This is a genomic window from Comamonas sp. FUJ_7, assembly GCF_057369555.1.
In genome coordinates this window covers 29,628-47,597 of the sequence record NZ_JBXXZI010000008.1, presented here as the reverse complement: position 1 = coordinate 47,597, position 17,970 = coordinate 29,628, and the positions used below count along the sequence as shown (strand labels likewise).

Sequence of the window (17,970 nt, the reverse complement as noted above, 5' to 3'; positions counted from 1 at the left end):
GGCAAACTTCAAGCGCGTGGGGTGGGCGCTGCTATTCACAAGGGGCTCCTGGGGGTATGCTTGATATTACTTTGATAGCTGATGACGTAGTTACAGAAATGGTTTTAGGCTGTTTTTTCCAAAATTTTGATGACCAGCCGTAATTACTTCGCTGCCTTTACCTGCGCTTGCAGCTCTTGCCATTCCTTTTGCATGCGCTGGCGCAGCCACGGGTTACGCGGCCAATGGGGCTTGTGCTCCTCCAGGATTTCTGCCATTTCCTCGCCAATGCCAGCACTTTTCAGCACTACAGCCGTTAGTTGCAAATTTTGCAGGCTGGGGACCGCTTGCACCGCCGCCAGCAAATGCTCCATTGTCGGGCCTAGCTGTTTGGCATCAATGAACAAGCTAGCCATGAACACATGCAGGTTGGAGCGCTCCTGTGCCACCCCGGCAATTCGAGGGTTTTGCAGCGCCGCCTGGGCAATGGCCAACAAGTCGTCTTGCTGGATAAAGCCGCTGCAGCTTTTTTGCGAATGCAGGGTTTTGAGCTTGTCCAAGGTGCTGACGATAGAAAAACGCTGCGGTGCAAGCGGCAGTTCGCGCAGCACCTGATCGCGCCGCGCTTGCAACTCCGCCTCGGGCTTATCCAGCACGCACGCCAGTTGCAGCCCTTGCAGACTCAGGGTGCCTGCATTGGGGCGCAGTTGCGCTGTGGCATCAAGCACCTGCAGCGCGCTTTCGACCTTATTCATTTGTGACCAATGCTGCCCCAAATACTGCGCAGCCCGAATCGAACCAGGGTGCTGCCCGTACCACATTTGCGCAGCGATGAGGGGCTGACCAAACAGCGTGGTGGTTTGAAACAGCACCCCCGCCAGCAGCAGCCCATAAGCCCCCACGCCCAGTGCCAGCAGCCGCTCTGTGTGCCGCTTTTCAGCCCATTGCCATACCGCCACCAGCAGCGTAAACAGAGGCAAAGCCAAGGCCAGATAGTTGCGGTGCTCAAAATACAGCTCCAGCGGCACTACGCTGGACTCCACCACATGCGCCACCGCAAACCACATCAGTGCCAGCAAAGGCAGGCGCGTGCTACGGCGTACCGCAAAAGCCAACACCCAAATACCCAGCCAAGCCCCTGCCGCCACCAGTGCGGACAGGTTCTCAGCGGAGTAGATGGGGTAATCATCATGAAACGGGCCAAACGCCACGGCACGGGGCACAAAGGCCAGCCACAGGTAGTCCCACAAAATCACGGCTTCCGTCCACAACCGCCCGCCCAGGGTAAATTCGCGCACGGCGTAAGCTGAATCGGCTCCCCAGACGATGTTCAACAAATAAGCCCCAATTGCCGTGGCCGGAAGGTAAAAAAATAGCACTTTGAAGCCCAGCCACCCCCGCCGTTGCGCGGTATCGCTCAGCCGGGGCGGCATCAGCCAGCAGCCTTCCAGAACCCACGCCAGCAGGGGCAAAATCGCCGCCTGCTCCTTGGACAACACACCCAACAGCGTGCCCACCCCCAAACCACCTGCCATCCACAGCCAGCCACGCAGGCCCGGCTGTCCCAGATAGGCTCGACCCAGCAAATACAGCCACAGGCCCAGCAACATAAAGCTGCTCGACAGCACCGCCATGCGCTGCACCGCCATCAACACGCCCGAGGCCGACAGCGGCAGCAGCAACCACACGCCCGCGCCCAGTGCCGCCAGCCAGGCCGCCTTGGCCTGGGGCCAGCCTCGCAGGCACCCCAGGTTAAATAACACCGCCCACAGCAGCAGCCCGTTGATGGCGTGCAGCAAGGTGTTGGTGCGCAATATTTCTGGGGGGGAGGCAGGCCAGCCGCTACCGTCGATCAAAAAGCTGGCCAGGGCTATCGGGCGGCCCAGCGGCCCGGCGTCTCCTGCAAAGACAAACTCCAGCGCAGCCTCTGCATCTATCTGGCCTTGGGCAAATACGTAGGCCAGACCACCCAAATTAGGCGGGTCATCAAAATGCCAGCCACCGTTCCAGCCAAAACTATAGAGAAAAAGGGTCAGCCCGAGCAGGGTCAGAAAAAAAACCAAAGCCGCCATGCGCGACTGAAAAACATGGGGTATAGACAAATCAGATACCACGCAAAAAATCAGCACCACCAATGGTGCTGCGATAGGAAATTATCGGCAACTCGATGGCCGGTAACGTGTCTCCAGCGTGCCGCCAGTGCAGCTCCAACGCGAGATTTCATCCGATCCACCGCCTTGCACAACAACCGTAGCACCAGCCACCACCTTGGTGTTAAAGGTCACAATTACTTGGCTGGCATTAACCTGTATGGAGCGCACGGCATTGCCCTTAACGCTGGCCACAGACACCAAACCGGCCTGCGCATTGTTGGTGGGCCAATCGCCCTTGGTCACGTAATGCTCGGCGATGGCTGACTTGGCTGAGCTTGCCAAGCCTATCCCCTCAGCCACATGGGCACGCTTGGTGTAGTCTTGGTAGGCTGGCAAGGCCACGGCGGCCAAGATGCCAATAATGGCCACCACAATCATCAGCTCGATCAAGGTAAAGCCTGCTTGAACGCGTGACATGATGCCCTCCGTGTTAAAAATAAAAAAGGGTGACTAGCACCCTTTTTGATTTGGCTTGGCGTTTAGCCAGTTACCAGCGAGTTAACGGCAGGAAACTGGCAGGTACTTGGCGTTAATGTCTGTACCAGCAGCAGCATTGCATGTCCACTCCACGGAGCCGGCATTAGCTGCAGCAGCACCCTTGAAGACCAGCTTTTTACCGGCGTCCACTTTGGTGTTGAATACCACTGTAATTGTGCTGGTGGCAACGGTCACGCTACGCACTGCGTTGCCTTTGATGGATGCAGCAGAAGCAATACCGGCTGCGGTGTTGTCGGCAGGCCACTCCCCCTTGGAGGAGTAGTACTCGGTCAACGCAGTCTTGGCACCACTAGCCAAGCTCATGCCTTCAGACACGTGCGAGCGCTTTGTGTAATCCTGATAAGCAGGCAGAGCCACAGCAGCCAAAATACCGATGATCGCCACAACGATCATCAGTTCGATCAGGGTAAAACCCTTTTGAATGGAACGCTTCATTGAAAAACTCCCTAGGTTGATGAAGTAGCCATCTACTATGCAAGCTACGTGCCAGCTATTTTTTCTCGGTGTTTTCACTGAAAAATGACACGTTTGGCAAAAATTGTTCGCTTGCTAGAAACATTTTTGGCAACCCGTGCGGGCGTCATGACAAATTTGTCAGTCAGCTTGACGACCATCAAGCTCAATGGCTACTCCACGACAAAACGCATGGAGCTTCCCGCCAGCTCCACCGTATCGCCATTGAGCAAGGGGACCGACAGGGGACCGACTACCTGACCGTTGAGCTTGAGGTCTTCGCTCTTGCCTTCAAGCTGGGTCAGCACAAAGCCATGGGGTTTTTGTGTAATGGATGCAATGGCAACGCCAGGCTTTCCCAGGGTGGTGACAACCTTGAACAGCGGCACCTCCTTGCCCGCCAGGCTCCCTGTGAGCATGCGAATGACGGCATGACGCTCAGGCAAGGCCGATAAAGCGCCTTGAATGGTTGAAGCAAAGCTGGAGATTTCGCCAAAACCGGAGGGGCTGGACAGCTTGGCATAGTCACTGTCTGCCTCTTCAGAAATATGGGCCAATGACTTTTTGAGATTCTGGTTTGGAGATGCTGATGCATGCATATCGACAGCCGCAGTGTCCAAAAAGCGAATCTTGTAGCGTCCAATATCCAGCAAGTCGCCATTGAGCAAGTCCTGCTTCTGAACTGCCCGGCCATTGACATAGGTGCCGTTGGTGCTGCGGAGGTCTTCGATACTGACTTTGCCATCCGTGATGGTGAGCACTGCATGCTCGCCGCTGACCGCCAGATTCTCGATCACGATGTCGTTGTAAGGGCGACGACCCAAGGTCGTGCGCTCCTTGGTGAGCTGTACTTCCTTGATGACAGCACCGTCGATTGAGATGACCAAAGTCGGCATGCTCGAAGCTCCTGAGGAAACGCCAAGTCTTGCTTGGCTGCACTGGCTGGACTCTTCACACTGTACGTGTGATCCCGTGCAAAGTCACCAATCGTAACTGGATGAAACGCACTCACATGCTCGCATCTTATTTCAGTAAATCGATCAGTGTTGGTATGTCTATTGAATTTCTCAACTTGCCCGGTAGAAGCAAGTCTGATGCCTGCACATAAACAACAAGGCCCACCTCTCTTTCGAGAGTGGGCCTCGCATCAACAAAACCTATCTAAGGAATTTTTAGAACGGGATGTCGTCATCCATGTCATCAAATCCTGAAGCTGCTCGTTGGGGAGGAGGTGCCATGGGCGCAGGGGCAGGACGTTGCTGCTGCATGGGAGCTGGGGCGGAGCGTTGTTGCATGGGTGCAGGCGCCTGGCGACGAGGGGCTTCGTAGCTGCTTTCGCCATAACCATCATCACTGCCATAGCCGCCTTGCTGCTGACCACCGCCCTGGCGGCTGCCCAGCATCTGCATGGTGTCGGCGCGGATTTCGGTAGCGTAGCGCTCCTGGCCGGTGGCCTGGTCGGTCCATTTGCGGGTACGCAGGCTGCCTTCCACATAGACCTGGCTGCCCTTGCGCAGGTACTGACCTGCGATTTCCGCCAAACGCCCATTGAACGTCACGCGATGCCACTCAGTGGCCTCGCGGTTTTCACCGGTGTTCTTGTCGCGCCAGCGGTCTGTGGTGGCGATGGTCACATTGGCCACCTGGTCGCCGCTGGGAAAGGTGCGCATTTCAGGGTCACGGCCCAGATTGCCGACGATGATGACTTTGTTGACGGATGCCATAGAGATACCTTTTCAGTTGAAGTGGCCTGGGTTTTAAGGATGAGTCCCAGACCAATGAAGTGCGCATTTTGCCCCAAGCTGACCATGGCGAGCGCGGGATTTCCCTATACCCGTCATACCTGATTGATCAGCCGTTACGGCCTACCGGGCGCAGCGGCAAGGTCACCAACAACCACAGTGCAGTCAACACCGCCGTCATGATGAACAGGCCGGGCATGCCCGCAAATTTAGCGACCGCACCGCCCACTGCACCACCCGCAAACAGGCCCAGCGACTGCAGGGTGTTGTAGGCACCCAAGGCGGCCCCACGCAATGGCGCAGGAGCCATACGCGAAACAAGACTAGGTTGGGTTGCTTCCAGCGCGTTAAAACCGCAGAAAAACAGAAACATCAGCAGCGCCATGCACCAGATGGTGGGGATGGTGCCGCTGGCGGCCAGCATGCCCAAGCCGATCTGAACCACCAGCACCAGGGCTATGGCGCCCAGCAAGGCCGTACGCAGCTTGCCCTTGCGCTCCATGGAGAACAGCATGCCCATGGCCAGAAATGACAGCAGCACGGCCGGTAGATAAATGTGCCAATGCTGCTCTTTGGCCAGACCCGCCTGCACCAGCATGGCGGGCACAGCCACCCACATGGACATCTGCACCGTGTGCAGGATGAAGACGCCAAAGTTCAGGCGCAGCAGGTCTTTCTGGCCCAGCAGATCGCTGAACTTGCCTTTGGGGGCATTCGCATGCTGCTTGGGCTCTGGTGGCACCACCCACAGCACCACGGCAATGCCGGCCATGGCCAGCGCACAGGTCAGGCCAAAGATGCCGGACAGGCCAATCCATGCATTAAGCAGCGGAGCCAGCACCAGCGCCAGCGCAAACATCAGACCGATGCTGCCGCCCACCATGGCCATGGCCTTGGTTCGCACGCCATCACGCGTCAGATCGGCCAGCAAGGCAGTGACAGCGGCAGACACGGCACCCGCGCCCTGAATGGCGCGGCCCACCATCAGGCCGGTGAGCGAATCGGCCATGGCTGCGATCAAGCTGCCAGCCGCAAACACCAGCAGGCCCGCAACGATGACGCGCTTGCGGCCCATACGGTCTGACGCCAAACCAATAGGCAGCTGAAAAACAGCTTGCGTCAGGCCATACAGGCCCATGGCCAGACCGATCATGGCGGGGTCATCGCCGCCGGGGTATTTGCGCGCCTCCAGCATGAAGACCGGCAGGACCAGAAACAGGCCCAGCATGCGCAGCGCAAAGATCAGCGCCAGAGCACCGCTTGAGCGGCGCTCCTCAGAGGTCATGGTGGTGGAAGATTTGTCCGTGCCCTGCACGCTCACACTGGGCGTGCTTGGGAATGTGTTGATTTTTTTCACGCTCAAATTTTGCCAAGAGTCAAAGTCTTATGCCCACGTTAACTAAATCACCGCTGGACAAAAGAGAGGAAATAAAACCGTAGATTGTCCGTGAACCTGAATCCTCTAGTCATGAGCAAGCCCGTCTGACTATCATGGAGAGTTTCCCCCGCCTGGAGTGCCCGTGTCCCTGAAGCCTGATTCGCCCTCTGAAATCCACGATGACAGCCTGTATCTGGGCCGTTCTCTGGCCCAGACCCGCATCGCCATTCGCGGCGCACGCACGCACAATCTCAAGAACATTGATCTGGACATCCCCCGCAACCAGTTGGTGGTGATTACGGGTCTGTCGGGCTCGGGCAAGTCCAGTCTGGCCTTTGACACCTTGTACGCAGAAGGCCAGCGCCGCTATGTAGAAAGCCTCTCTGCCTATGCACGCCAGTTTCTGGGGCGTCTGGACAAGCCCGATGTCGATCTGATCGAGGGCCTTTCGCCCGCCATCTCCATCGAGCAAAAGGCTACCAGCCACAACCCGCGCTCCACCGTGGGCACGGTGACCGAAATCAACGACTACCTGCGCCTGCTGTACGCCCGCGCGGGCACGCCGTTCTGCCCCGACCACAATCTGCCGCTGCAGGCCCAGACCATCAGTCAGATGGTGGACAGCGTGCTGCAACTGCCCGAAGACACCAAGCTGATGATCCTTGGCCCGCTGGCCCGTGAGAAAAAGGGCGAGTTTGCCGAGCTGTTTGTGCAGCTGCAGGCCCAGGGCTATGTGCGCTTTCGCATCGACGGCCAGATTTACGACGCCCAGTCCCTGCCCAAGCTGGAGAAGAACGAGCGCCACAACATCGACGTCGTGATCGACCGTGTCAAGGTTCGCGAAGACATCCAGCAGCGCCTGGCCGAAAGTTTTGAAGCGGCACTGCGCGCCGGTGGTGCTGATGCCGGTGGCCGCGTCATTGCGCTGGAGATGGACAGCAGCAAAGAGCATTTGTTCAGCGCCAAGTTCGCCTGCCCCCTGTGCGACTACTCCCTGCCCGAGCTGGAGCCGCGCATCTTCTCCTTCAACTCGCCCATGGGCGCCTGTCAGGCCTGCGATGGTCTGGGCAACAGCGAAGACTTCGACCCCGACCGCGTCGTGCCCTTCCCCTCGCTGAGTCTGGCCAGCGGTGCCATCAAGGGCTGGGACAAGCGCAACAACTACTACTTTTCCATGCTGGAGAGCGTGGCCAAACACTATGGCGTGAGCACCGAGACGCCGTTTGAAGAGCTGCCAGAGAAGGTGCGCGACGTCGTTCTGCACGGCTCGGGCGATGAGGCCATCTCTTTTAACTATGTTTTTGAGAGCGGGGAGCGCAAGGGTGAAGCCTTCGTCAAGTCACACCCCTTCGAAGGCATCATCCCTAACATTAAGCGCCGTTATCGCGAAACCGAATCCACGGTAGTGCGCGACGATCTGGCCAAGATGCGCAGCATCCGCAAATGCCCGGAATGCGAAGGCACACGCCTGCGCCGCGAGGCACGCTTTGTGCGCGTGGGTGAAGGTGAGCAGGCGCGCTCCATCTATGAAGTCAGCCACGCCACGCTCAGCGATGCGCTGCACTGGTTCAAGCACCTGAAAATGAGCGGTGCCAAGGCCGATATCGCCAGCAAGGTGGTGCGCGAGATTGCGTCCCGCCTGCTTTTCCTCAACGACGTGGGGCTTTCCTATCTGAGTCTGGACCGCAGCGCGGACACACTCTCGGGCGGCGAAGCCCAGCGCATTCGGCTGGCCTCGCAGATCGGCTCAGGCCTGACCGGTGTGATGTACGTGCTCGATGAACCTTCGATTGGCCTGCACCAGCGCGATAACGACAAACTGATTGCCACGCTGGAGCATCTGCGCGACATCGGCAACAGCGTGATCGTGGTCGAGCACGACGAGGACATGATGCGCGCTGCCGATCAAGTCATCGACATGGGCCCCGGTGCCGGTGTGCACGGCGGCCGAGTCATGGCCCAAGGCACCTATGACGAAGTCAAGGCCAACCCCGATTCGCCCACGGGCCGCTACCTCAGCGGTATGCAAAGCATTCCCGTGCCCAAACGCCGCACCCCCTGGCTGCCAGTCGTCCACAAAGCACAAGAAGAGGTTTCCGAGAAGAAGTCAAACTTTCCCGTCACCGCTGCACAAAAGCGAGCGGCCCTTGATCAGGCTCATTCCGACCTGCAGGCTCTGCGCATAGAAGGCGCACGCGGTCACAATCTCAAGAATGTGACGGTGGACTTCCCCGTGGGCCTGCTGACTTGCGTGACCGGCGTTTCAGGCTCGGGCAAGTCCACTTTGGTCAACGACACGCTGTACGCCGAAGCCGCACGCCAAGTGCACCGTGCAGGCACCGAGCCGGCACCGCATGACGACATCGTGGGCATCAGCTACTTCGACAAGGTCATCAACGTGGACCAGTCGCCCATAGGCCGCACGCCGCGCAGCAACCCAGCCACCTATACCGGCTTGTTCACGCCCATCCGCGATCTGATGGCCGAGACCAACACCGCCAAGGAGCGAGGCTACGGGCCAGGCCGCTTCAGCTTCAACGTCTCCGGTGGCCGCTGCGAGGCCTGCCAGGGCGACGGCGTGGTGAAGGTGGAAATGCACTTTCTGCCCGATGTGTACGTGCCTTGCGATATCTGCCACGGTCTGCGCTACAACCGCGAAACGCTGGAAGTACTGTGGAAAGGCAAGAACATCTCGCAGATTCTGGAGATGACCGTCGAAGACGCCCATGCCTTCTTCAAGGATGTGCCCAGCATTGCGCGCAAACTGCAGACGCTGCTGGATGTGGGCCTGTCGTATATCCGCCTGGGCCAGAGCGCCACCACGCTGTCGGGAGGTGAGGCCCAGCGCGTCAAGCTCGCGCAAGAGCTGAGCAAGCGCGACACGGGCCGCACGCTCTATATCCTGGACGAGCCCACTACCGGCCTGCACTTTGCAGACATTGCCCTGCTTTTGAAGGTGCTGCACCAGCTGCGCGATGCGGGCAACACCATCGTCGTGATCGAGCACAACCTCGACGTCATCAAGACCGCTGACTGGCTGATCGACATGGGCCCAGAAGGTGGCTCCGGCGGCGGCCAGGTGGTCGCCGTAGGCACGCCCGAAGAAGTGGCTGCCAACCCCGCCAGCGTGACGGGCCGCTACCTCAAGCCCTATCTGGACAAGGCCACTCAAGGCAAAAAAGCAGCAAAATCGGCCACAAGCCGAGACTGATAAAGCGCAGGCAGCTATGCAAACCATAGCTAACTGCAGCATGGAGAAACGCAATGCAAAAAGAAGTGTGGGATTTCGTCATCGTGGGCGCGGGCATGGCCGGTGCCTCCACCGCATGGCAGCTGGCACAGTCCGGCGGTGACACGCCCCCGTCCGTGCTGGTGCTGGAGCGCGAATCCCAGCCCGGCTATCACACCACCGGCCGCTCGGCCGCTCTGTTTGAAGAGCATTACGGCCCCGCCCAAGTTCAGGCTCTGACCCGAGCCAGCCGCGCCTTCTACGACGCGCCGCCCGCAGGCTTTGCCGAAGCCCCCATCCTTTCGCCACGCGGTGTGCTCTATGTGGGCACCGCCGCGCAAAAAGAGCTGGTCGATGCCGCCTATGCCGAGGCCGTCATTCACTCCCCCGATGCCCAACGCCTGAGTGCCGAGCAGCTCAAGACCCTGGTGCCCATTCTCAACACCGATGTACTGGTAGACGGTTTTCTGGATAGCGGTGCGCGCGATATCGACGTGCACGGCCTGCACCAGGGCTATATCCGCGGCCTGCGCCAGCGCGGCGGCGACCTGTGGTGCAACGCGGCCGTGGAAGGCATTACCCGCGTCAACGACTTCTGGCACCTCTCCCTGCCCAAGGGCCTGAGCGTTCGCGCCAAAGTCATCATCAACGCCGCAGGCGCCTGGGTGGACCAGGTTGCAGCCATGGCCGGCGCCACTCCCATAGGGATCACACCCAAGCGCCGCAGCGCCTTCACCTTCCCGGCCCCCGATGGCATGGACGCCACGCACTGGCCCGCCATCATCAGCGCAGACGAAAACTGGTACATCAAGCCCGATGCCGGACAGTTGCTGGGCTCTCCCGCCAATGCCGACCCGGTTGCCCCGCACGACGTGGTGCCCGAGGAGCTGGACATTGCCACCGGCATCTGGCATATCGAAGAGGCCACCACGCTGCAAATCCGCCGCCCGTCTCATACCTGGGCCGGCCTGCGCAGCTTTGTGGCCGATGGTGAGCTAGTCATCGGCTGGGACGCATCGCCCACGCCCGTGGCAGGCTTCTTCTGGGTCGCTGCGCAAGGCGGCTACGGCATCCAGAGCGCCGCCGGCTACAGCCTGCTGGCACGCAATCTGCTGCTCGGGGAGATGCTGGATGCGTCGCTGGCGCAGCAGAAGGTGAATGTGGGCGCGGTGTCGCCTTCGCGGTGTCAGCTGGGGTGATTGGCTGCTTGTTCGCCATCAGCGACGAGGCGTGTTGCCCAAACAGAAGCAAGAGCCAAATAAGCCTCTCGCCCAATAACAGAAAGCGCAAGCAGCTATCAAAAAACGGCCTGCCCACAAAGGAACAGACCGTTTTGGAGTCCATGGCAGCCTCAAGCTGCCAGAACCCATCCTCTATCAGTTCTCAATCTTGGCAAACTGCACAATCTTGGTGTACTTGGCGATCTCCGCGTTGATGTACTTGCCAGCATCCACCTTGGGATCGGCCACCACATTGCCGGTTTCTTCCATCTTCTTGCGGAACTCGGGCGAAGCCATCACCTCATCCAGTGCATGCTTGAGCTTGGCTGCGATAGGTGCAGGCAGGCCCTTGGGGCCCATCATGGCAAACCAGCTGTTGATGTCCACATGCTTGAACTGGGGCAGCTCGGACAGGGCTGGAATATCGGGCGTAATGGCCGAGCGCTTGGCTTCGGTCGTACCCAGAGCGACGACCTTGCCCGCCTTGATCTGGGGCAGGCCGGACGACAGCACAAACATGCCGAATTCGATGTTGCTGCCCACCAGATCGGTGGTCAGCGGCGCCACGCCCTTGTAGGGCACATGCATCATGTGCAGCTTGCCCTGCTCCTTGACCAGCTCACCCGCCAGATGCAGGGCTGTGCCTACGCCGGAGCTGCCATAGCTGAACTTGTCGGGGTTCTTGGAAACCAGGCTCACAAACTCGACCGCGTTCTTCACGCCTGCCTTGTGCGAAGCCACCAGCACCATGGGCTGCGAACCCACCAGGCCGATGGGAGTGAAATCGCCGATGTTGTACTTCACCGCCTTGTTGATGAGCTTGGCAATGGCCAGCTCGTTGTTGGCGCCCACCAGAATGGTGTAGCCGTCGGGCTGGGCCTTGGCCACTTTTTGCGCGCCGATCACGCCACCGGCACCGCCCAGGTTTTCCACCACCACGGGCTGGCCCAGCTTCTTGGCCAGTCCATCCGCCACCAGGCGACCTACAAGGTCGGTGCTGCCGCCTGCGGGGTAGCCCACGACCATGGTGATGGCCTTGCTGGGGTAGTTGTCAGAGGCGAAAGCGGGAGCCGCAACGGCAGCGGCCATCAGCAGACCTGCGGCGATGGTGGTGCGGCGGAGCATGTTTGTTTTTTGCATGAGATTATTCCGAATCTGTATGAGCGCAATTGTGCGAAGACAGAGAAAGACTTTTTGTGCTGATACAGCACATCTCCGTGCCATTTCAGCACATTCACGTGCTTTTACGTAGGCCTTGAGTCACCTTTGTCACACTGCCGTCGCGAGCAACTGGCTGTTTTCTCCACCCCAGGCTATACCTGCATCATGCCCAGAGTGACTGCTTATTTACTGACCGGTGATATCGATCCAGAACTGCTCGGCAGCCGCGCTTAGGCGGCGCTTGGGCCGGTACAGACGTACATCGAAATGCACATCCAGATGGCTGTCGCCCGCCAGCGCCAGCAGGCCGGCCTGACAGTCGCGCTGCACCATGGACCAAGGCATCCAGGCCACTCCCAAGCCTCTGAGTACGTACTCATAGTTGGCGTCTGCCGAATCGCAATCAATGCAGCGACGCAGCCTGGGCAGCAGCGGATGATTGGCAAGATGGTCTTCCACCAGCCGCCCCAGCGCCATGCTGTGGGAGAAGGCCAGATAGGGCACAGGGCTGGCTCCTGGCAACAATGCCCGGGCCAATGCAAACAGAGGCTTGCCTTCGGCATCCGCCCTGGCTACCGGTACCAGCTTGTCGCTCATCACATTCAGATGACTGAACTGGCGGCCATCAAGCCGCACGGCAATCGCCGCATGGTGATAGAGCAAAGAGAAGCTGACCTCACCGCGCTGCAGCATGTGCACGGTTTCATCCAGAGTACGAGTCACCACACGCATCTCTGCCTGCTGCAGCACGCTGCTGTGGTGCGCCAGCCAGTCTGCAACGATGGTGCGGGCCAACGTGCGGCCCGTGGCCAGCGTGATCACATGGGCCTGTCGTCCGGCCACGGCCTGCAGCTCGTCGTGCGACTGGGCCAGCGTGCGCACCATCTGCTCGGCGGTATCGCGAAAGACCTCTCCGGCCGGGGTCAAACGCACCGGCCCACCACCCGACTCAATCAGCGGCGTGCCAGCCCACTCCTCCAGGGCCCGGATACGGCGGCCAAAGGCGGGATGAGTGACATGGCGCAGCTCTGCCGCACGGGTAAAGCTGCGCTCCTGGGCCAGGAGCAGAAAGTCTTCCAGCCATTTGCTTTGCATGGCCAGAGACCTTGCCTATCAGGAGTTGGCTGCGGCCTGCAGCGTGGCGCGTGTGGCCATGGCTGCGTCACGCGCGGCCTTGGCAAAGTCATCGCCCTGGCCCGCATACAGAATGGCGCGCGAGGAGTTGATGATGATGGGGCCACCACCGATCTTGGCCGCTTTGACAGTCGCCACAGCATCGCCACCCTGGGCGCCCACGCCGGGGATCAGCAGGGGCAGCGTGGGAGCCACGGCGCGCACACGCTCGATCTCGTGCGGGCGGGTAGCCCCCACCACCAGACCCAGCTGGCCATTGGTGTTCCAGGGGCCTTGGGCCAGTTTGGCCACATGTTCAAACATATGGGGGTTGCCGGGCACGTCGGCCAGGGTCTGGGCCTGCAGATCATCACCGCCGGGGTTGGAGGTACGGCACAGCAGGAAAGCACCCTTGCCCTCGTACTTGAGGTAGGGGGTGATGGAGTCAAAGCCCATGAAGGGCGACAGCGTCACGGCGTCCGCGCCATAGCGCTCGAAAGCTTCCTTGGCGTACTGCTCGGCAGTCGAGCCGATATCGCCGCGCTTGGCATCCAGAATCACGGGCACATGGGGTGCCACGCGGCGCATGTGTTCCATCAGCTTTTCCAGCTGATCTTCGGCGCGATGGGCGGCAAAGTAGGCGATCTGGGGCTTGAAGCTGTTGACCAGATCATGGGTGGCATCGACGATGGCTGCACAGAAGTCGTAGATCTTGGAAGAATCGCCCTTCATGGCGCCGGGAAAGCGGCTGGGTTCAGGGTCCAGACCCACGCACAGCATGGAGTCATTGCGCGTGGACGCGTCGCGCAGCATGTCGATAAAAGTCATAAAGGGCGATTTTAATTGCTCGACCCTTCCAAGCCCGGCCACAGGTTTTGCTCAAACAGCACACAGCAAGACCAACACACTCCAAAACTGGCACACCGCAACAAAGAGACAGCGAGCAAGGGCCGCCCCGCAGCGAGGCTGTCGTCCCCCTTGGGGGAAAGCGCGAAGCGCCTCAGGGGGAGACGATCATTCCAGGGGAGATAATCAGCCCATGCCTTCGTTCACGCCCAGACAGCTCGTTCTTCTCGTTCTTCTCACCATCGTCTGGGGCCTGAACTGGCCCGTGATGAAGCTGGGCGTGCAGCACTTTCCGCCTCTGTCTTTCCGCATGGTCAGCATGTGGATCGGCCTGCCCATCCTGGCCGTCTTTGTCGCCATCAAAGGCTTGCCGCTGACCATTCCGCGCAGCTACTGGGGCCAGCTGGCCAAGCTCACGCTGTTCAACATGGTGATCTGGCACTGCCTGATCATCATCGCCATTCCCACACTCTCCAGCGGGCGGGCGGCGATTCTGGGCTACACCATGCCTATTTTTTCAGCCATTTTCGGCAGCCTGTTCTTCAACGACAAGTTGGGTGCCCGAGCCTGGGCCGGCGTGGGTGCAGCCTTTGCGGGCGTGCTGCTGTTGCTGTGGCATGAGGTCGGGGCACTGGGCAGCAAACCTATGGGCGTGATGCTGATGTTGATTGCCGCCGCCGGCTGGGCCTGGGGCACGCAGTTGCTGCGCCGCGCCGAAGCGCCCGTGCCGCTGATGACACTGTCGCTTTGGATGGTGGCGCTGACCACGGTGGTACTGACGGTGCTGGCTTTTGTTTTTGAACGAAAACAATGGCACGCGCCCGACCAGAGTGCGATTGCTGCTATCGCTTTTAATGGCGTGCTGGTGCTGGGCTTTGCCCAGGCCGTGTGGTTCTACCTGGCCCGTAGCCTGCCACCCGTGGCATCGACCCTGAGCGTGATGATGATCCCGGTGCTGGGTGTTTTCTCCGGTGCCTGGTGGCTGAATGAGGTGCTGCACTGGCAGGACTGGACGGCGGTGTGTCTGATGGTGGTGGCGATTGCGTCGGTGCTGTGGCCTAGCAAGAAGGCTTGAGGCTTTTTTAATGCTGCTTTTTGCTGGAAGACAGAGCCCCCCTGAGCGTCAATCAGGCCAACTGAAAAAATGAATCAAATCAGCATCTAGCCCAATCACAGCAAGCACCAGCAGCTACAAAAACAAAAGCGCACTATGCTCCCACAGTGCGCTTTTTTATTCAGAGAAAGAAGGCTTTAAGCTGCAACTTCCTGCTTGGCCCCACGTGCCTGCATGAGCTTGCCCAGCCCCACCACCAGCACCGCGCCAGCGGCAGCTGCCACGTAGTGCAGCCAGGGATGAGCCACGATGACGCCGTGCAGCAGGTTGTCGTTCATGATGGTTTCACCGCCCACCCAGCCGATCAACGCTGCGCCCAGCGTGATGATGACGGGGAAGCGCTCCATCAGCTTGATCATCAGCGTAGATCCAAAGATCACCAGGGGAATGGAGATGGCCAGCCCCAGGATCAGCAGCACCATATTGCCCTGGGCCGTTGCCGCCACGGCGATCACGTTGTCCAGGCTCATCACCAGATCGGCAATCAGAATGGTGCGAATGGCGGCCAGCATGGAGCCATTGCCCTTGGATTCGCCTTCTTCGTCATCGCCACCGGTCAGCAGCTGATAGCCAATCCACAGCAGCAGGCAGCCGCCCACCACTTGCAGGAAGGACAACTCCAGCAACTTGGCGGCCACCACGGTCAGCACAATGCGCAGCACCACGGCGGCTCCAGAGCCAAACATGATGGCTTTTTTCTGCTGTTGAGAGGGGAGAGAACGCGCTGCAAGCGCGATGACGACGGCGTTGTCGCCTGAGAGGATGATGTTGATCCAGACGATCTTCACCAGGCCGATCCAGAAGTCGGCGCTATTCAAAAATTCCATACAAAAGCGCCGCATTTCGCGGCGCTTTCTTTTAAGAGTGGAGGCAGTTTAGGGGCCGTCAGACCCCTGGACCGTTCGTAATACTGCGTAAATTTTTACGCTGCATCACGAACCTCTGCAAAGGGCTTACTTCTTCAGCAGACCTTGCAGCAGGCGACCCATTTCGGATGGGTTGCGAGTGATGGTGAAACCGCACTCTTCCATGATGGCCAGCTTGGCATCAGCCGTGTCAGCACCACCGGAGATCAGGGCACCTGCGTGGCCCATGCGCTTGCCGGGAGGCGCAGTCACGCCAGCAATGAAGCCCACGATAGGCTTCTTCATGTTGGCCTTGCACCACTGGGCAGCTTCGGCTTCATCGGGTCCGCCGATTTCACCGATCATGATCACGGCATCGGTGTCGGGATCGTCGTTGAAAGCGCGCATCACGTCGATGTGCTTGAGGCCGTTGATGGGGTCGCCACCGATACCGACAGCGGAGGACTGGCCAATGCCCAGTTCGGTCAGCTGAGCCACGGCTTCGTAGGTCAGCGTGCCGGAACGGGACACCACGCCCACGCGGCCCTTCTTGTGGATGTGACCGGGCATGATGCCGATCTTGATTTCGTCAGGCGTGATAAGGCCGGGGCAGTTGGGGCCCAGCAGCAGCGTCTTCTTGCCGCCAGCGGCTTCCTTGGCACGCATCTTGTTGCGCACTTCCAGCATGTCGCGCACGGGAATGCCTTCGGTAATGCAGATGGCCAGATCCAGATCAGCTTCCACAGCTTCCCAGATGGCGGCAGCAGCGCCTGCGGGAGGCACGTAGATCACGGACACGGTAGCGCCGGTTTCCTTGGCAGCGTCCTTGACGGAACCAAAGATTGGGATGTCGAAAATCTTTTCGCCAGCCTTCTTGGGGTTCACGCCTGCCACGAAGCAGTTCTTGCCGTTCGCGTATTCCTGGCACTTTTCAGTGTGGAATTGGCCAGTCTTGCCAGTAATGCCCTGGGTGATGACCTTGGTGTCTTTGTTGATAAAGATCGACATGTTTCTATCTCCGGGGGCGTATTACTTAACGGCGGCAACGATCTTGGTCGCTGCTTCGGCCATGGTGTCGGCAGCGATGATGGGCAGACCGGAATCCTTGAGGATTTGCTTGCCCAGTTCTTCGTTGGTGCCCTTCATGCGCACGACCAGAGGCACGCTCAGGTTCACGGCCTTGCAAGCGGTCACAACGCCGGTGGCGATGGTGTCGCACTTCATGATGCCGCCGAAGATGTTGACCAAGATGCCCTTGACTTCGGGGTTCTTGAGCATGATCTTGAAGGCTTCGGTGACCTTCTCGGCAGTAGCGCCGCCGCCCACGTCCAGGAAGTTGGCAGGCTCGCCGCCGAACAGCTTGATGGTGTCCATGGTGGCCATGGCCAGACCGGCGCCGTTGACCAGGCAGCCGATATTGCCGTCCAGGGAGATGTAGGCCAGGTCGAACTTGGAAGCTTCGATTTCGGCAGCGTCTTCTTCGTCCAGATCGCGGTAAGCCACGATGTCGGGATGACGGAACAGCGCGTTGGGGTCGAAGTTGAACTTGGCGTCCAGGGCCATCAGGTCGCCCTTGGAGTCGCAGTTCAGGGGGTTGATTTCCACCAGCGACGCATCGGTTTCCATGTAGCACTTGTAGATCTTGGCGAAGAGGTCTACGGCTTGGTCGATGGACTTGCCTTCCAGACCGATGGCAGCTGCCACCTTGCGCGATTGCGCTTCGGTGATACCGGTCAGGGGATCGATCATCTCGGTGATGATCTTCTCGGGCGTGGCTTCAGCCACGGCCTCGATGTCCATGCCGCCTTCGCTCGAAGCGATCAGGGCAACCTTTTGCGTGGCGCGGTCCGTCACCAGCGACACATACAGCTCGTTCTTGATGTCGGCGCCGTCTTCGATGTACAGGCGGCGAACCTTCTGGCCTTCGGGGCCGGTCTGGTGCGTGACCAGCTGCATGCCCAGAATCTGCTCGGACAGTGACTTCACATCATCGATGTTCTTGGCCACCTTCACGCCGCCGCCCTTGCCGCGACCACCAGCGTGAATCTGAGCCTTCACCACCCACACGGGTCCACCCAGCTTTTGGGCTGCTTCAACAGCCTCTTGCACGGTAAATGCAGGAATGCCACGGGGAACGGGCACACCAAATTGGCGCAAGATTTCCTTGCCTTGGTATTCATGAATCTTCATGACTTTGTCTCTCTGAACTGAGGGGAAATACCCGCTTGGCACACACTTC

Annotated in this window: 15 protein-coding genes; 3 read left to right on the top strand and 12 right to left on the bottom strand. The window is 59.5% G+C overall.

The annotated features are described in order from the left end of the window. Window positions 1-143: 143 nt before the first annotated feature. From AC2I9W_RS12930 to AC2I9W_RS12905, 6 genes are all read right to left on the bottom strand, one after another. Window positions 144-2,051 (bottom strand): hypothetical protein, encoded by a 1,908-nt coding sequence (locus tag AC2I9W_RS12930; RefSeq protein ID WP_486410357.1) that lies wholly within the window; start codon window positions 2,049-2,051, stop codon window positions 144-146. Window positions 2,052-2,132: 81 nt separating this feature from the next. Then, window positions 2,133-2,549: a pilin gene (locus AC2I9W_RS12925; protein ID WP_486410356.1), complete on the bottom strand. Its 417-nt coding sequence runs from the start codon at window positions 2,547-2,549 to the stop codon at window positions 2,133-2,135. Window positions 2,550-2,630: 81 nt separating this feature from the next. After that, window positions 2,631-3,065 (bottom strand): pilin, encoded by a 435-nt coding sequence (locus tag AC2I9W_RS12920; RefSeq protein ID WP_486410355.1) that lies wholly within the window; start codon window positions 3,063-3,065, stop codon window positions 2,631-2,633. 191 nt (window positions 3,066-3,256) lie between these two features. Further along, the gene (locus AC2I9W_RS12915; protein ID WP_486410354.1) at window positions 3,257-3,979 is read right to left on the bottom strand and encodes an FHA domain-containing protein; all 723 of its coding nucleotides are present in this window, start codon (window positions 3,977-3,979) and stop codon (window positions 3,257-3,259) included. Window positions 3,980-4,255: 276 nt separating this feature from the next. Continuing rightward, entirely contained in the window at window positions 4,256-4,807 is a 552-nt protein-coding gene (ssb, locus tag AC2I9W_RS12910) for a single-stranded DNA-binding protein (RefSeq protein WP_486410353.1), read from the bottom strand. A gap of 127 nt (window positions 4,808-4,934) precedes the next feature. Next, window positions 4,935-6,182: an MFS transporter gene (locus tag AC2I9W_RS12905; protein WP_486410352.1), complete on the bottom strand. Its 1,248-nt coding sequence runs from the start codon at window positions 6,180-6,182 to the stop codon at window positions 4,935-4,937. Between the two features lie 163 nt (window positions 6,183-6,345). On the opposite strand from AC2I9W_RS12905, the gene uvrA reads away from it, so the two are divergent. Continuing rightward, window positions 6,346-9,414: an excinuclease ABC subunit UvrA gene (gene uvrA, locus AC2I9W_RS12900; RefSeq protein WP_486410351.1), complete on the top strand. Its 3,069-nt coding sequence runs from the start codon at window positions 6,346-6,348 to the stop codon at window positions 9,412-9,414. A 53-nt stretch (window positions 9,415-9,467) separates the two neighbouring features. Next, window positions 9,468-10,631, top strand: a complete 1,164-nt coding sequence (locus AC2I9W_RS12895; RefSeq protein ID WP_486410350.1) for an NAD(P)/FAD-dependent oxidoreductase — start codon at window positions 9,468-9,470, stop codon at window positions 10,629-10,631. Window positions 10,632-10,808: 177 nt separating this feature from the next. Here AC2I9W_RS12895 and AC2I9W_RS12890 read toward each other — a convergent pair whose 3' ends face one another. From AC2I9W_RS12890 to pyrF, 3 genes are all read right to left on the bottom strand, one after another. Further along, a complete protein-coding gene (locus AC2I9W_RS12890) occupies window positions 10,809-11,792 on the bottom strand; it encodes a Bug family tripartite tricarboxylate transporter substrate binding protein (RefSeq protein ID WP_486410349.1) in 984 nt (327 codons plus the stop codon). Window positions 11,793-11,999: 207 nt separating this feature from the next. Beyond that, window positions 12,000-12,908, bottom strand: a complete 909-nt coding sequence (locus AC2I9W_RS12885; RefSeq protein WP_486410348.1) for a LysR family transcriptional regulator — start codon at window positions 12,906-12,908, stop codon at window positions 12,000-12,002. A gap of 18 nt (window positions 12,909-12,926) precedes the next feature. Next, complete coding sequence (gene pyrF / locus AC2I9W_RS12880; protein WP_486410347.1) at window positions 12,927-13,754, bottom strand: orotidine-5'-phosphate decarboxylase; 828 nt, start codon at window positions 13,752-13,754, stop codon at window positions 12,927-12,929. A 211-nt stretch (window positions 13,755-13,965) separates the two neighbouring features. Between pyrF and AC2I9W_RS12875 the strand changes: the two genes are divergently transcribed. After that, a complete protein-coding gene (locus AC2I9W_RS12875; protein ID WP_486410346.1) occupies window positions 13,966-14,847 on the top strand; it encodes a DMT family transporter in 882 nt (293 codons plus the stop codon). Window positions 14,848-15,023: 176 nt separating this feature from the next. On the opposite strand, the gene AC2I9W_RS12870 is transcribed toward AC2I9W_RS12875, so the two are convergent. The 3 genes from AC2I9W_RS12870 to sucC all read right to left on the bottom strand — a co-directional run bounded on the left by AC2I9W_RS12870 (window position 15,024) and on the right by sucC (window position 17,921). Then, a complete protein-coding gene (locus AC2I9W_RS12870) occupies window positions 15,024-15,713 on the bottom strand; it encodes a TerC family protein (RefSeq protein WP_486410345.1) in 690 nt (229 codons plus the stop codon). A 126-nt stretch (window positions 15,714-15,839) separates the two neighbouring features. Beyond that, on the bottom strand, window positions 15,840-16,739 hold the full coding sequence (sucD, locus tag AC2I9W_RS12865) for a succinate--CoA ligase subunit alpha (RefSeq protein ID WP_486410344.1): 900 nt from the start codon (window positions 16,737-16,739) through the stop codon (window positions 15,840-15,842). A gap of 21 nt (window positions 16,740-16,760) precedes the next feature. Continuing rightward, window positions 16,761-17,921 (bottom strand): ADP-forming succinate--CoA ligase subunit beta, encoded by a 1,161-nt coding sequence (gene sucC, locus AC2I9W_RS12860; RefSeq protein WP_486410343.1) that lies wholly within the window; start codon window positions 17,919-17,921, stop codon window positions 16,761-16,763. Window positions 17,922-17,970 lie beyond the last annotated feature (49 nt).

Coding starts and splice junctions, on each gene's coding strand:
- AC2I9W_RS12930 (WP_486410357.1), bottom strand. CDS start 2,051: ATGGCGGCTTTGGTTTTTTTTCTGACCCTGCTCGGGCTGACCCTTTTT.
- AC2I9W_RS12925 (WP_486410356.1), bottom strand. CDS start 2,549: ATGTCACGCGTTCAAGCAGGCTTTACCTTGATCGAGCTGATGATTGTG.
- AC2I9W_RS12920 (WP_486410355.1), bottom strand. CDS start 3,065: ATGAAGCGTTCCATTCAAAAGGGTTTTACCCTGATCGAACTGATGATC.
- AC2I9W_RS12915 (WP_486410354.1), bottom strand. CDS start 3,979: ATGCCGACTTTGGTCATCTCAATCGACGGTGCTGTCATCAAGGAAGTA.
- ssb (WP_486410353.1), bottom strand. CDS start 4,807: ATGGCATCCGTCAACAAAGTCATCATCGTCGGCAATCTGGGCCGTGAC.
- AC2I9W_RS12895 (WP_486410350.1), top strand. CDS start 9,468: ATGCAAAAAGAAGTGTGGGATTTCGTCATCGTGGGCGCGGGCATGGCC.
- AC2I9W_RS12890 (WP_486410349.1), bottom strand. CDS start 11,792: ATGCAAAAAACAAACATGCTCCGCCGCACCACCATCGCCGCAGGTCTG.
- AC2I9W_RS12885 (WP_486410348.1), bottom strand. CDS start 12,908: ATGCAAAGCAAATGGCTGGAAGACTTTCTGCTCCTGGCCCAGGAGCGC.
- pyrF (WP_486410347.1), bottom strand. CDS start 13,754: ATGACTTTTATCGACATGCTGCGCGACGCGTCCACGCGCAATGACTCC.
- AC2I9W_RS12875 (WP_486410346.1), top strand. CDS start 13,966: ATGCCTTCGTTCACGCCCAGACAGCTCGTTCTTCTCGTTCTTCTCACC.
- AC2I9W_RS12870 (WP_486410345.1), bottom strand. CDS start 15,713: ATGGAATTTTTGAATAGCGCCGACTTCTGGATCGGCCTGGTGAAGATC.
- sucD (WP_486410344.1), bottom strand. CDS start 16,739: ATGTCGATCTTTATCAACAAAGACACCAAGGTCATCACCCAGGGCATT.
- sucC (WP_486410343.1), bottom strand. CDS start 17,921: ATGAAGATTCATGAATACCAAGGCAAGGAAATCTTGCGCCAATTTGGT.